Here is a 16,243-nt window from a genome sequence, read left to right as displayed (position 1 = left end):
GGGTCTAGACTGCGTAATCAGTAAGCGGACGGCGAGTCTCTAAAAGGCTGTCGGGTTCTTACTATTGACGCGCAAATCGTGTGTCTAAGGTGCGGTCGTGCAAATTTAAGGCGTCTTGCTTTCTCGCTGATGTTTCAGCGAGGGGGTTGAGGGTAATTGTGGCGCCAAAAGGGGGTAGATGTGGGGCGTTTTTCCACTAAGATTTCAATTGTCTGTGCGCTTTTCGCCATCTCGCTTGTAGGCGCGCCGGTACAGAGCCAATCGGTTCTCACCTCTGACAGTTTTCCGATCGGTGATAGCAATGGCATTTTGTGTCAGGTTCAAGATCGAAGCCTGTCCAATTCTGCCAAGAAATCCATCTTTGACCGGCGCTGGGCAATTGTGTGCCGTGACAGTCCTCGCCCGATTGCCGAGGTCTTTGCCTTTGAGAATTTTGATGCAGAGGCGCGCGGTGCGGTGAAATCCATGCGCCGGTTTGGGGTTTCCTGCCCTGCTGGCGATTCCAGTTCGGCCGGACCCGTTGCCGGTGCGACAAAACAGATATGCAAAGTTGAAGGCAGCGAACTTGACTGGAGCCAGATTACCACCAAGGCCAATGGGCTGACCTATTACTCCGAGGGCTTCAGCGCATATGATGATGCGACTACCCTTGCGCTGCAATCGGTGCTTCGCGATTCTGTTGCGCAAGGCACGATTGATGTGGCCTCAACCAGCGTATCGGACCCGCTGTCATTTGCCAGAGTGCAAGCCGATACGCTTAAGCCTGAGCAAGCCCTCGCCGAGGGGTATCGCCGCAATCTGGCCGGCGATTATGCCGAAGCGGCTGCGTATTTTGAGACGCTGCAAAAACGGCTTCAGGATGACGGCGATGCGGCGATCAATCCGGGCGAGTTTTTTGTCAATCGCGCGCTTCAAAAAAGCAATCTGGGCGAATTTTCGGTCGCGAGCAGCTTGTTTGAGCAGGCCCGTGAATTTGGAGGCGATGATCCGTTGACAGCGCGCCTCTTGCGCAATTTTGAGGCAATCCATCTCCTCAATCAGGGGTTCGGCGATGCGGCCATTGAGCGCTTGTCCCAGGAACTTCCGGCGAGCGCAGCGGGCGCGAGCACGGCGCAAGGTGAACTGTCGATAACACTGCCGATTTCTGAGCGGCTCAACCGGGAGCAGCGCAGTGGATATCTGTTCGGCATTGTCGATGAGCTCAGCCTAACGACCGAAGAGCGAATTCTGATTGTTGATGCGCAGGCCTTGCAAATCCGCGGGACTGCGAAGCGTCTGGCTGGCGATCTAGATGCAGCGCGCGTCGACCTGATTACGGCTTATGAACAGGCATTGGCGGTTCGCGACGGGCGGGTGACGTCAATCACCCGGTTCAGAAGTCAGGTACTGGGTGATCTTGCTCTCATCGCTGAGCGGCAAGGTAACTCGGCCTTCGCTGAGGCGTATTTGCGCAATGGCTTGGCACTGGTTCGGGCCCAATTCCCGGAGCGCCGCGCTGTGAGCGCGTCCGAAGCGCGCCTTGCCTCTTTCCTGCTCCGCGAAAGCCGCGAAGAGGAAGCCTTTGATCTTTACGAAACAGTGATTGACCGCGCGCTTGGAAAGCGTAACGCAATTATCGGGTTTGCGAACCAGCTGAACCCATATTACGAACTCTTGGCGAGCCGTGTTGCGAGCGATCCGGCCGCGGCTGATAACTTCTTTAAGGCAACTCAGGTTCTGATCCGGCCAGGGGTTGCCGAAACGCAGGCCGTGCTTGCGCGCAGGCTCAGCGCAAAGTCCGACGAAGCATCGCGGCTTTTCCGTCAATCAACCGATCTTGGCCGCGAACTTGAGCGCTCGCGCATCAGGTTTGAGGCGCTCGAAGCCCGGCCTGCAACTGCCGAAACCAAAGCGCGATCAACCAAGCTGTCTGCGCAGATATCGCGGCTTGAGAACGCTCTGATCGAAACACAGGTCCAGCTTAACGCTTATCCGCAATACCGGGTGGTCACTCAATCATCTCTCAAACTTTCCGAATTCCGGGAAACCCTGAAACCTGGTGAGGTATACGCCCGCGTCGCGTTGGTGAGCGACGATGTCTATGTGTTTTTCACTGATCGCGAGAATGCCATGGCTTACCGCGTAGACATCTCAGCGGACGAGCTTGAAACGCAAGTCGATATCATTCGCGAATCCATCTCGCTCTTTGACGGCGGGCAAAACGTAACCTTCCCGTTTGAAATCACAACCGCGCGCGAGCTTTACAAGAAATTGTTCGGGCCGATTGCAGGCTCGCTTGAAGGCGCGCAGCATATCATTTTTGAACCCGATGGCGCGATGTTGCGCTTGCCGATTGATGTGTTGGTGACAGACGATGTCTCTGTACAACGCTATCAGGACCAGTTGCAGGGGCCGAACGGCGATGAGTATAATTTCACTGGCGTAAATTGGCTGGCCCGTGACCGGGTAATCAGCACTGCGGTGTCTGCCGAGGCATTCGTCCAATCGCGCCGTTCCAATAATTCAAAAGCGCGCCGAGAATATGTCGGCTTCGGCGAAAACGCGCCTATTGGCGCAAGCTTTCCAGCAAGCTTTACAGCTAGCGAGGCGCAATTTGCGCGCGACTGTCTGTGGCCTGCAAGCCAATGGAATGATCCGATTAGTTCAACCGAGCTCCGCACGGCGGCAGGGCTTATCGGGTCTGACTTGGCTCAGGTTGTGACGAACGAGGGGTTCACCGACGACAGCATCAAAACGCGCGGCGATTTGAATGAATTTCGTGTGCTGCATTTCGCAACGCACGGCCTTGTCACAGCGCCCAACCCCAATTGCCCGGCAAAGCCTGCGCTGGTCACATCGTTTGGCGGCGCAACCTCTGATGGGCTTTTGAGTTTTGAAGAGATTTTTGAGCTTAACCTTGATGCTGATCTAATTATCCTATCGGCGTGCGACACCGCTGGCGCTGCTAGCGTTGAAGCCACTTTGGCAGCGGGCATTGAAACGGGCGGCGGCTCGGAACTTGAAGGCCTTGTGCGCGCGTTTATCGGTGCAGGCGGACGCGCCGTCATGGCCAGCCATTGGCCGGTGCCCGATGATTTTGATTCCACTGAGCGTTTGATGATCGAAATGTTCAAGCGCGGTCAGAACCAAACGATTGGCAATGCTCTTGGGCAGTCACGCAAACTTTTGATGGATGAGGCTGCGACGTCGCACCCGTTCTATTGGTCAGCGTTTGCAATCATCGGAGATGCGACAAGGCCGCTCCTTACCTCCGGATCACAGGACCGCGCCCCTGACATTGCGATGGCGCAAGAACGGGGAGCCTTGTGATGATCACTTCTATTGTTTCGAAAGCCATGATTGCGCGCAGCTCCCTGTCCGGGATTACAGCGCTTGCGCTACTGGGTCTTCTTCCAAGCCCAGCTTCGGCGCAGGGGCAAATCGCTCCGACCCGTGAAGAGATCCAGCGCCGCACGCTTGAGGCTCAATTGCGCGGTGAAGCCAATCCGGTTTCGATTGAAAGTGAGATTGAGCGCGCTGCGTGCCCTTTGGCAGCTGAGCAATTCTCAGAGCTTAAGTTCACCTTTAGCGCTCCGCAATTTTCGAACCTTGGACCTATCGACCCAGAAATCCTTAGGCCTGCCTATTCCGATTATGTGGGTCAGGAAATACCGGTCGCCACCATTTGCGATATCCGCGACCGTGCAGCGACTATCCTGCGCGCTCAAGGGTATCTTGCAGCGGTGCAGGTGCCGGTCCAGACTATCGGGGAAGGAACGGTCAGATTTGATGTCCTTCTTGCCCGGATGAAAGCGGTGCAGGTGCGCGGTGATGCTGGCAATCAGTCAGGCGCTCTCCAGCCTGTCCTCGACAAATTGTCTGCACAGGAGGTCTTTAACGCCAATGAGGCGGAGAGATATCTTCTTCTCGCCCGCGATATACCGGGGCTCGATGTGCGCCTGACGCTGCAACCGTTGACGGCTGAGCAGGGCGGCGCGCCGGGCGATGTTGTGGGTGTTTTCGACGTCGTGAACACACCTTTGCTGATAGATGCGAACGTCCAAAACTTCGGCTCTCAAGCGATTGGTCGATTTGGCGGTCTTGCGCGCGTGCGGGTGAACGGCATTACCGGCCTTGGCGATGAAACCATGCTCAGCGCCTATGCGACACACGATTTTGATGAGCAGATCGTGGCCTCTGGCTATCATGAGTTTAAAGTCGGCTCTGAAGGGCTGACACTTGGCCTTTCCGCAACCCGCGCATGGTCTGAGCCGGATGTGCCTGGTCCGAATGTTTTTGATACCGATACGCTGGCGGTCTCCGCCTATGCGCGTTACCCGATTATCCGGTCGCAAAAGAGAAATCTGACGCTGTCGGTTGGCGGTGATTTCATCAACCAGAGTGTCGATTTCACCGACCTTGATTTCAGCCGGGACGAGCTGCGTGTTGCTTTTGCGCGGCTGGATATGAACGGCAGCGATGAGGGCAGCATCAATGGGCGCGGTGGATACACCGTGTTTGAGCCGAAGCTCTCCTATCAAGCCGCGGTGGAAGTTCGTCAGGGCCTCGATATTTTCGGGGCGTCACCATCATGCGGAGTTGGCTTTGCCGCGTGCCTTGCGCCTGGCGTCGTCCCGCCCAGCCGATTGGATGGCGAAGCGACGGGGTTTGCCGTGCGCGGCGACACACGCATCACATACAGAGCGACGCCATTGTTTGGTCTCACCGCAAGATCGCGTTTCCAATGGTCGCCCGATGCGTTGCTTGGATATGAGCAGTATTCGGGCGGTAACTTCACGGTCGGACGCGGTTATGATCCGGGCGCAATTATCGGCGATGAGGGTGTGGGTTTCCAGCTTGAGGCTTTTTATGGCTCTGTGATCCCTCAGACACCCGATGGTATCGCGGTGCAGCCGTTTGTTTTTGCCGATTATGCGACTGTTTCGGTGAACAATATCGCGGACGATGCAGACAGCATCACATCGGTTGGCGGCGGGGTGCGAATGGCGATCGGCCGGCAAGCGCTGTTCGACCTGTTTGCGGCCGTTCCGCTTGAAAGGCCAGATCTGGCGACGAGCAGGGGCGATGTCCGAATTCTAGGGACGCTTACGGTGCAATTGGAGCCCTGGTTCAAATGAGCCAGAGGGAAAAAAACATGATCAACACGCAAAATCCTACCCATCGCAGCCACAAACGACTGAAATGGCTTCGGAGCGGCTCAATCATCGCGGGGGCATCTGCCCTGGTTGCAGGGACAGCGCCTGCGCTTGCTCAATCGAGCCCGGGCCTTTTGAACCATAGCGCGGCCTCACCCAATGTGTTGCTGCCTGCAAATGCCGCAGATTTGCGTGTGCCAAATCAACCGAATGTTCCTGTGCGTATTTCGAATGCGCGAAGTGTTCCGACACAAACGGTCAACACGCAGGCTTTAGCCATACCGGCCAATACGCCTACAATCATGCACAACGCCGTAGCCCCAATTGAGCAGAACCAGGTAAATGTAACAAGTGCTCCAACGGCAACGGCAGTGGCAATGACAGCGGTGCCTTCCTCGCCGCTATTCAATACCACCCAAACCCCTAGCGCGACAAAGACCACTGCAAACGTGCCGTCCACCGCGTCGGCTCAGGCTGCGGAGAGTACGGACGGGATTTCGGTCAGAGCGACTGCGATGTTCGATGATGCACAGGTGCGCTTCACGCCGGCTGTCGCAGGCGATACAGTCGAAATTCTCGGTAGCTCAGCGATTATTGACTGGGCGACATTCGATATCGGAGACGGGTCTCCGATCACCTTCTTGGGGTCCGGCAATAATCTTTTGTTCACTGGGGACGCGAGCGATTACACGGTCCTCAATAGGATCACTACGACCTTCCTGACCGGTGTGGACAGCCCCGTTGTTATCGACGGAACCGTGTCATCGACCGTCAGTGGAGGGGTGCCAGGCGGGAACATCTGGTTTTCGAGCCCCGGGGGCTGATCATTGGCTCCGACGCCTCGTTCAATATTGGAAGCCTGCTTCTGACAAGCAGTGAGGTCAGCGAAAGTAGTGTGGTGGCCGGCGCATCCTCTATCGACTTCACACGCACCTCTAATCCTTCATCGGCGGTTGAAATCCAAAGCGGAGCCTCGATTACTGCGAATAACAACAACTCCTATGTAGCTTTGGTTGCACCGCGTATCGTTCAGAATGGTACGGTCAATGTAAACGGTTCCGTTGCCTATGTGGCTGCCGAAGAAGCCACTTTGACAATTCAGAACAACCTGTTCGATATCTCTGTTGAAGTGGGGACCGAAGACGGTGAGGGGATTATTCACGGCGGCATCACGACCGGTCCTTCATCCACAGGCGTCACAGACGAACAGGCGATATATTTCGTCGCAGTACCGAAAAATAACGCGCTGTCTATGCTGCTCGGCGGTGAGATTGGTTACGCCCAAGCCAGTTCAGCTGATATTGTTAATGGCAATATCATCCTAACAACCGGCAATAGGGTCGAACGCGGTGAACGCGAGGTGCGGGTGAGTGGCCAAAATGTCGAGGTTTCGTTCAACACCGTTGACACATCAGTTGATGGCGGCCCTGCTGGAAACATCAACTTTACTGATTTAAGCCTGACATCCGACACAACAGCTTTTGCCGAGGGAAGCCTCAACCTACGGGCGTTCACTGACAGCAACTTTGACGACAATGACGTAATCGTCGGCAGCGCTAATAACGAGGCTGACCTCACTCTTATCGCAGGCCAAGAGGTCAATATCTCAGTCGATCAGGTTAGTTTGATCGATGTGAGCGGTTCGCTTTCTGTCAGAGCTAGTGACGGCGCAGGAACTGGCGGCAACATCAACCTCTCCGTCGACTTCGAAGATGGCTTTAGTTCACCTGATGGCGGCACTCTTAGCGTTGGTAACAATCTGACGCTTGATGCAAGCGGACAGGGTCTCGATGATATCGGCAACACTCGCAATAACGGCGGTCAAGGCATTGGCAGCGACGGTGTAGGCGGCGATATCAGCGTTTCTGTTGGCCAGTCTGCTGGGCTTTCCGTTGGCGGAAGCTTTGCGATCAATACTTTTGCCAATGGCGGCGAAGGCGAAGTGCGCAGCGGTTCTGCGCAAGGGGGCGCCGTTTCGGTTGCTCTCACTGAAGGTTCTCTGACCGTCGATGGCGGTCTAAATATTAATAGCGCAGGCAACGTTGCAGGCACAAGCACCTCCGGCGGCGATAACGGTCAGGGTAGCGATTCTATTGCAGGCGATGTTTCAGTAGTGTTTGATGGCGGCGGTGCGGAACTTGGTTCGCTGTCTGTTTTTGCGAGAGCCAACGCCACTGCTGGCACAGATGACGCGATTGCTCAGTCCAATGATGCAACAGGCGGCAATCTCACATTTGAGCTCTCATCTGGTTTCTACACCTTTGGGTTTGTGTCCGTCGACGTGTCAGCTGAAGCTGCGGCCTCTTTCGATGGTCTTGGTGATGGGTTTACCGGCGCCGTCCAACGCGGCAGTGCAACCATTGATATCTTCGGCTCTGATACAGGGGTCAGCGTAGCTGAATCGATCAGTGTTGCCGCCATCACTCGGGGCGCGGTATCCGCACCATCTGGCGATACGGTTTCCGTTAGCGTTTCTGATACCGGCTTCAACACAGGTGCTGGTTTGACGCTCGGCGACGACCTAACGATCGATACAAGCGCCGAAACAGGCGCACCGGGCGATTTGACGCAAGCGGGTGGTATCAGCGTTTCGGCCGACAATGGCCAGCTGCTCGCTGACAATTTCATCTTTGATGCGAATGCTGGCAACGAAGCGTTTGGACCCGGCAATTCAAGTGATCGTTTCCGAGGCGGCGATATTGCGATTACCGCTACCAATGGCGGCTCCATCAACGTGTCTGACTTTAGTCTCATCGACGCTGATGGCATAGGCATTCCAGACCCGGATAACCCCAATTCAGGGACTGGTCTTGGCGGCAGTGTGACCGTGCTTGCTGACAATGGCGTCATCGCTTTTGACAATTTCCTTTTTATTGATGCCAATGGCTTTGCATCCCCTGGTTCGGGCGCACAAGATCAAGGGGGGCAGGGTGTCGGCGGAACTATCACCATCACCGTGCAAGGCGACAATGGAAGCCTAACATTCGAAGATTTGTTCGCTGGTACAGACGGCACATTTGTATTCGATGGCGAAGTGCCTCAGACCAATTTTGACGGCGATGGCAGTCTGGGCTCTGGCGGCTTGACTGTGTTTAACGTGCTTGGCGGAACGCTCACGGCTGAAGACATCAACGTATCATCCAGCGGTTTTGGCGGTCCGGGCGGTGAGTTTGCTAATGGTAGCGTCGATGCCACTAATGGATTTCAGAACACCGGTGAGGGCGGCGACGCGGTCGGAGGTGAGGTTGTCTTCAACCTTAATGGCGGGAATGCGACAGTCGTAAATCTCAACGTTGAAGCGGAAGGTGAAGGCGGGTCGGGTGCGATAGGCGGCATTCCCGGCAGGTTCTTTAACGGCAATACCGTCACCACCAACGCAGGAAACGGGGGCGATGCAATTGGCGGCTCTGCTACATTCAACGCCGTATCCGGAACCCTTACGGTCACAGATACGCTCACTGTCTCAGCGGCTGCAAATTCGTCATCTAACAGCGGCAATCTTGGCGGTGAGGGCGGTCAATCACTTGGTTCTGTTGGCGGGGATGGCGGCAATGCGGCTGGGGGCAATGCAACTTTCAACCTAAATGGTAACGCCACCGTGGACGCAGTTGCCGTCGTTGTTTCGACAGAGGCATTTGGCGGCGATGGAGGCCTTAGTCGGGCAGATTCGTCGGCCGATCCCGATTTAGGCGGCGGAGCAGGCGGTAATGCTGTTGGCGGCACCGCAGTCTTCAACGATGTGGCCGGGAACCTTACCTTCGGCACGCTTACCGTAAATTCCAGCGGGCGCGGCGGTGAGGGTGGAACCAGTTCTGGCGGCTTTACCAGCTTGCCTGCACAGGGCCCAGGCGGCGATGCCGGAGACGGTACAGGTGGCAGCGCGCTGATCTCGCTCAATCAGTCTGATACGACGCCCAAGACCTATTCGGTGCTTTCGCAAGGCATAGGGGGCGCTGGAGGTGACGGCGGTTTCGCAGGCGAAGGCGGTAACGGCATCGGCGGCTCTGCGGAGCTTGCAATCAATAACGTGAGTGTGGTCTTCGAAGCGCTGACTATTGATTCAACTGCGACAGGCGGACTTCCTGGTGCCGTCAGCGATAGTCAGGTCACTGATGGCGGCAATGGCGGCGATGCGACAGGTGGCGATGCGCGCTTGCTCGTCACGGGTGTTGGCGGCAGTTTTGAGGCGGACTCCAGCGTTTCGATTATTGCTGGTGCGGTCGGCGCTGCAGGCGGCACCGGCTCTCTCAGTGAGAATGACTTAGACCCAAGCGGAAACGGCGGCGCAGGCGGCAATGCAGCAGGCGGATCGGCAACGATTGCGGTCGAGGACGAGGCTCTCATTACAATCAGCGCAGCCGACTTCACGCTCAACGCAGACAGTTCCGGTGGTGCAGGCGGCAATGGTGAAGATCAGATCGCTGGTCTTCCGGCAGGTGACGGCGGCGTTGGCGGTCAGGCGACCGGAGGGGTTGTCGGGATACTTGCGGCAACTGGCGGCGAGGTCACAATCACAGCGGCAACCTCTGATCCGTTTCTTCTGTCAAGCACCGGCACAGGCGGCGCTGGCGGTATGGGCGGTTTTGCAACGGCCAACGAGTTTGTCGGCAGCGGCGGCGTCGGCGGCACGGGCATAGGCGGCTCTCCGACGCTGCGCGCGGTTGGCGCCACAATAAATATCGGCGATGTCGATTTGGTAGCAGTCGGTCAGGGCGGAAGCGGCGGCGATCCGGGTCAAGTTGTGTCCAGTCCGACTGATACCATCCCGGCCGCTGGCGGTTCCGGGGTTGGAGGCAGCCCCACCATTGAGGTGATTGAGGGTAGCCCGGGCATCATCAACCTAGGCAACGTGAACATTGTTGCCACTGGCACAGGCGGCGGGGGCATCTTCCAACTCGCAAGTTCAGGGGGCACTGTCACCATTAGCGATATGTCGCCGTCGATTGATGGGCTGATCGCTTTCGATAGTCTGACGGTCGATGCGACCGGCGATGCGGGCACCAATACAGGCCTTATCTCGATCTCCTCAGATAGCGGCCCAATCACCGTCAATGAGAGCCTCGACCTTGATGTCACAGGCGATATCGTGATCGCGATGCGCAATGACGGCCAGCTGCTTGTCAATCCGGGCGCAAATCCGGTCAATACCACCACGCTGGACGCAACACAGAGCATAACGATCAGCCATATTGATCCTGCTGCTGGAGTAAGCGCAGTGGATGTGGGCACGGCCTTTATCGCCAATGTGACAGAGGGTATTTTCGACAGCTCTTCGCTTGGCGATATCGTCGCAGGTTCGGCAGTGACGATCATCGCAGAGGAGATCGCATACAATTCGATCACCACGCCGAGCGACGTCACTCTGATCGCCACCGATGGTTCCATCACCGGCACAGCGGATGGTACGATAACCGGGTCAAGCGTTGTCGATGCTATCCGGCTTGATGCGACCGAGGATGTGACTTTTGGTACGTTGATCGCTGATACTGACGGCTTTATCGACGTTGATGCGGACGGCGATATCTCGGGCGGCACCGCCGACGGGATTGAGCGGATAGAGTTCAATGCAGGCGGCGCGGTCAATGTGGATGATGTCGATACCTCGCGCGCTGGTTTCGGGATTGGTCAGGTCATTGCCGAGGGCGGCTCGATTGGCATAACCACTCTTGATGCGAGCGGTATCGTCGACCTCACGACAACCGTAGGTGATCTCATACTGGGCAATGCTACGGCCGCAAGCAGCCTCGACTTGGTTTCTGCGGGCGCCATTGATGTGGGCACCGCTGTAGCGGGCAGTTTCAGCGGTCTTGCGACTACGAACTTCACTGCGGACAGCGTCACCACAACGGGTGGTTTCGGTGATGTGTTCATCACAGCAAATCAAACGGCTGATATAGGGAATGTCACTTCAAACCGCGGTCTTACAGTCCAAGCGGCCGACATTGCTGGCGGAGATTTGAGCGCGGTCGCTTCTATCGACTTCGACGCGTCTGGTTCGATTGATGTTGGCGATGCGGCCGTAACTTCATCTGGCAGTATCGCCCTCACGACGGACACAGGGGATATAACCACCGGCCAAGTCACGGTTGCGCAAGGTATCGCAACGATCACTTCGGGAGCGGGCGGCAATATTGCCGGTATCACTACCTCATCGACCGCCGCTGTGACGACTGCCGGCGATCTCATCATTGGCGATATGAACGCAGGCCTGACAGGCTCTTTGAACGTCGGCGGCAATCTGACGGCGGGGAACCTTTTTTCAGGCACGACAAGCCCCGGTCTTACGGTCAATGTTGACGGCGATGCGAGTATCGAAAGCGGGACCGCCAATGGCCTGCTCGATCTCAACATCGTAGGGGCACTGACCGGCGGTGACTTCTTGGGACAAGGCGCGAACAGTGTTGTGACGATTGATGCCGCTTCGGTCGATGTTGGACTTGTTCAATCGACCAACCAGGCTGTCTCGGTCGACGCGCCTGGAGCAGTTTCCATTGGTAATCTGGTTGCCAATTTCAACTCGAATGTGAACGGCTCTTCGGTCAATCTCGACAGCGGCACTCTCACGCGCAGCTTGAATGTTACCTCGACCATGGGTGATATCACCGGTCTTGGATCAATCACGGTCGGCAACACAGCCACCTTCGACGCAGCTGGTAGCATCGCGATTGGCACGTTGGAGGCAGGCATCATCTCGCTCACCAGCGGCGCGGATTTGCGTTTCAATGGGCTCATTTCGCCGGCTGCAATTTCGCTTGTCGCCGCCAATGGTACAATCGGCGCAACCACGCCAGGCGAAGGCGATATTGATAGCGGCGGCGATGTGGACCTGACCGCTGAAGATATCGACATGGGCGATATCTTGAGCGCAGGGGCAATCACAGCTGATGCAAGCGATGGTGATGCAAGCTTTGGCGCGCTCAATGCGGGCACGACCATCAACATCACGGCCACAGGCAGCCCGCTGCTCGACAGCGTGACCAGCGGCGGCGATGTGACGCTTACGGGCGCATCAGTTGGCCTTGACGGCGGTGATGTTGGCGGCAATCTGTCCGTGAACGCGCTCGATGGTGACATCACGCTCGCCTTTGATGGGATGCAGCAATTGCTGGTGGCGGGCTCAGCCAACTTCAACGCGTCGCTTGGCAACATGTTCGTCACCCATACTGGCAACACTGCCGATACGATTTCGCTTGATGCAGGCATCGGTATAGGCATCAATCTGGGCCGCTCGTTTGAATCAGGTGAAGGCTCCATTCTGAGAACGCTTGGCCAGATTTCGATCAACACTTCTGATGACATCTCCGCAAACGATCTGCGGGCAGCGCAGGCCATTCTCCTGACCGCTGGCGGCGATGTTACGCTAAATGATGCAGAGAACTCAGGACCGGGCGGTGCAAACGCCAGCGGCATTATTATCGAAGCAGGCAACCTTAGTCCGGGGGGCAGCACACCATTCTTCAATCCCGGAGCAGATGCGACGATCACAGGAACCGTCACAGGATTTGAAGACATTTCCATCACTGCAGGGCGCAATGCTGTCTTTGCCGCTGGATCGGAAACCGCCGCAGACAACGCTCTTATTGTCCTTACCGGCGATGATATTATTCTTGAGACTGGTGCTGAGATTTCGGCAGCCAATAATCCGACCGATGCCATTAACGCGGCAACGCCGTTCTCAGGCGGACCTAACGTGGAGCTGCTAGCAGGCGCGATCAGAGATGATCTTGCTTCGCTTCCGGCAAGCGAATTTGCCTCGATAGTGCTCGACGGGACGGTCAACGCCAATGATGCGGCGATCATCCTTGAAGCCGATGCGATTGAGGGGCTCGACAGCACCCTTATCGCAGGGTCGATCAAAGCTGACGTGTTTGATGCGCCCGATGCTGGTGTCGCTCTTGGCGATGATGACGGTTTGCTTAGCGGCCTTTGCCTTCAAGGGGTTATCTGCCTTGGCAATATGGACGCCGACAACATCATAGAGATCGGACTTGATAGCAATAATGATGCGATCCAACTGATTATCGAGCAAGCTGAGATTTCGGCGACCGATATCTCTATTCAGACCCGCAATGACATCGTCATGGGCACAGACGGGATCAACACTGAAATTAATGCAACCGGTACATTCTCGGCTGAAAGCCTGACCGGAGATGTTGATTTGCGTGATGCCGATATTGGTGCTGATCAGATCCTCATCACTGCTGCTGGCAGCCTGCTTGGCAGCGGGCTCCTCACCAGCGGCAATGATATTGGCGTCACCGTTGGAAATTCCATTATTGTCGGCGGCATTGATACATTGGGCGACCTCACATTGGTCGACGATGTGGGCAGCTCGACGGGTTCCTATTCCGTAGCAGGCGATTTTGTCGCAGGGGTGTTTAGCCAAGGCCAAAGCAGTATCGACCTGTCAGCTGATGGCAACATTTCCATCGGTGAGGCCTCATCGCCTTCCGACATCAGTCTTGTAGCAGGCGGCGACGTATCGCTTGATCTTGCGGACGTCAGCGGATTTATCTCCCTCGACGGTGCAAACGTTGACTATGGCTTCCTTGGCGGGAGCGACGTTGCAATCGGCGCGTCTGGCCTGGTCACTGGTGGAGGCATTTCTGCTGGCAGTACCGCCTCGATTGATGCTGGCGGTGTGGACGTCCGTGATATTGATGCAGGCGACCAAGTGTCTGTCAGCGCTGGCTTTATCGCCGTTGGCAATGTCACATCACAGGACATCTCCCTCGACAGTGGCTCGAATATTTTGTTCGCCAGCCTTACTGCGCAAAATGCGATCGTGCTTGATGCAAGCAATGGCTCGATTGCAACCAATTTTGGTCCGGGCGACATTACGAGCGACGGCGATGTGATGCTGGACGCGTTTGATATCGCAATTGGCGATGTTACATCGCTTGGCTCTGTGACTGCGGATGCGACGACGGGTGATGCAAGCTTTGGTGTGGTCAATGCCGCAACCGACATCACCATCACCGCAGCCGGTTCGCCAAACTTGGAAGGCGCGATCAGCGGCGGCGACACCTCTATCACCGGTAGCCTCGTCACCATCAGTTCGATTGATGCAGGCGGCGATGTCGACGTCACCGCTACCGCGGGCGGCGTGACGATCGCTGACACGCTTGCTGGCGGAGATGTTGAGATTGACGCAGCCGATGAAATCGCCCTTGGCGCGGTAGAAGCGGCAGGCAACTTTAGCGCCCAAGGCGATGCTGGCATCACTGCAAACATTGTCACAGGCGGCGGTATCTTAATATCGGTTGAGGATGCGGCAAACCTTGGCACGTCAAGCGCAGAAACCTTTGCCGATATCGGCGCGTCTGAGATCGAATTTGACACGCTTGGTGCAGGCACAACGGTCAATCTCGCTGCGCAGACCTTCGTGCGCGGCAACTCTCTTTCTGGCGGTGCTCAGGTTGATGTGGTTGCGGGTTCCGACGGCGGCGGCGCAGGCGGAAGCGCTGGCGGACCGGTGGCCATTGCACAGCCCGGCGAAATTGACCTTGGCGCTCTTACAGCGCCCGATGCAAACCTTCGTGCATTCGGCGGCCCGGTGACAGTCGACGACGCGGTCATTGACGGGCTTCTGGTTGCCACTGGGGCTGCGATTGATGTCACCTCAAGCACAAGCCTCAACACACAGGCGATTGCAGAAGATGGAGACATCAATGTCACCGCCGACGGGACTTTGGTCGCACTCCTCGCGCAGGCAAGCCAGGATGTGAACTTGAGCAGCGTCAGCAGCGAGCTCGTTGTCAATGATGCATCTGGCAACAATATCAGCCTTTCTGCTGGAAACAGCGTTACGATTGAAGGTTCCGCCGATGCCGGGACATTCCTCGAGGTGGACGCAGGCGGCACTTTCGACGCTATCAATGGGACAGCCATTGGCGAGGCGATCAGTATCGTTTCGGGTGATGTTGCCCTTGGCAGTGACAGCATCATCGGGACTGCAGACCGCACATTCTTTATCGGGTTTGAGACAATTGGCGATATGGTTGTGGGCGGGGCGAACGACCCCAATAACGCTTACCAAATCGACAATGCCGAGCTTGCACAGATCACCTCGGGGGGCAGTCTGAACTTCACAGCACGCTCTGATGGGAGCGGGTTTGACGCGCTTCTCTTGTTGGATACAGCCAACTTCACCGCTGGGGACGGGTTTAGCAGCTTTGGCCAGAACTTTGGGCAATCCAGTACCCTTGGCTTCAATGCTGAAGGTGATATCGAGGTGCTGGGCAACGTCAGTGTGACCGGCGCTCTTGCCGCTACCCCTGTCTCGTTTGATGCGGCCAATCTCGTCAGGATCGACACGGCCAATGGCGGGATCTTTGTGCTTGATGTGGACAATGGTCTTGCCGGCGACTTGTCGGTCTTTGCTACGGACTTCCTTGCCGTCACCGATCAGGCCTTCCTAGATATTGACGGGCTTAGCGTCGCTGAGATTGATTTGCGGCTTGCCGATAACGATGGGGTCGTTCGCACCGATGGTGTCATCCGGGCGAACGATTTGACCATTCAGACCACAGCCAGCGAAGTGTTCATCCAGAACACCGCTAGCGGGACTGACTTTGATGAACGCCGCGGGTTTGAAGTGAACTCGCTATCTATCTCGACAGGTGGTTCGACCGATCAACCCATTGCCATCAACGGCATCGTTGGCGGTGAAACCGGGATCGCAGCCATTTCAGTGACCGCGATTGGCAGCACGCCTGCGGTAAGCTCCACAATCAACGGTTGTATCATCGCTGATCCAGCGTCTTGCGGCCAGACCGGGGTAACACCGCCGCCACCAACAACAGCGCCGCCATCACCACCAACAGCAGCGCCGCCTTCTTCGCAGGAGCTGACTTCGGATGCGTCAGAAGTGGAGACGCGCGATTTGATCGACGATGGCCTCTCACCGCCTGACGTACGTTCGGGAGGTCCGCTGCAAGGAGGTCTGATCGAGCTGTCGCCCGATTCAGAGTTCAACGATGATCCTCTCATCGACGATCCGGTCACGGGCGCTGGTAATGAGGACCTTTGGGTCGACGACAGCGAAACGTGTGAAGAGGATGAGGATTGTCGCTCTTAGCTGAGCTCCTTTCCTCCCCCGTTCTCCA

General features: G+C 56.6%; 4 protein-coding genes. All 4 read left to right on the top strand.

Translation table 11 applies throughout. The annotated features are described in order from the left end of the window. Nucleotides 1-180: 180 nt before the first annotated feature. The 4 genes from AC0V60_RS09115 (at nt 181) to AC0V60_RS09100 (ending at nt 16,215) form a co-directional block, all read left to right on the top strand. Complete coding sequence (locus AC0V60_RS09115; protein WP_486178161.1) at nt 181-3,309, top strand: CHAT domain-containing protein; 3,129 nt, start codon at nt 181-183, stop codon at nt 3,307-3,309. Beyond that, entirely contained in the window at nt 3,309-5,117 is a 1,809-nt protein-coding gene (locus tag AC0V60_RS09110; protein WP_486178160.1) for a ShlB/FhaC/HecB family hemolysin secretion/activation protein, read from the top strand. Before AC0V60_RS09115 ends, AC0V60_RS09110 begins: the two co-directional genes overlap by 1 nt. A gap of 17 nt (nt 5,118-5,134) precedes the next feature. Beyond that, nucleotides 5,135-5,959, top strand: a complete 825-nt coding sequence (locus AC0V60_RS09105; RefSeq protein ID WP_486178159.1) for a hypothetical protein — start codon at nt 5,135-5,137, stop codon at nt 5,957-5,959. Nucleotides 5,960-6,033: 74 nt separating this feature from the next. Then, nucleotides 6,034-16,215 (top strand): hypothetical protein, encoded by a 10,182-nt coding sequence (locus AC0V60_RS09100; RefSeq protein ID WP_486178158.1) that lies wholly within the window; start codon nt 6,034-6,036, stop codon nt 16,213-16,215. Nucleotides 16,216-16,243: the final 28 nt, after the last annotated feature.

The organism is Erythrobacter sp. S259, from assembly GCF_057364965.1.
Note: the sequence above shows the minus strand (reverse complement) of the source record. Positions and strands in the feature narration are given on the sequence as shown.

What these genes read in the sequence shown, in the direction of transcription:
- AC0V60_RS09110 (WP_486178160.1), top strand. Translation starts at nt 3,309, where the DNA reads ATGATCACTTCTATTGTTTCGAAAGCCATGATTGCGCGCAGCTCCCTG.
- AC0V60_RS09105 (WP_486178159.1), top strand. Translation starts at nt 5,135, where the DNA reads ATGATCAACACGCAAAATCCTACCCATCGCAGCCACAAACGACTGAAA.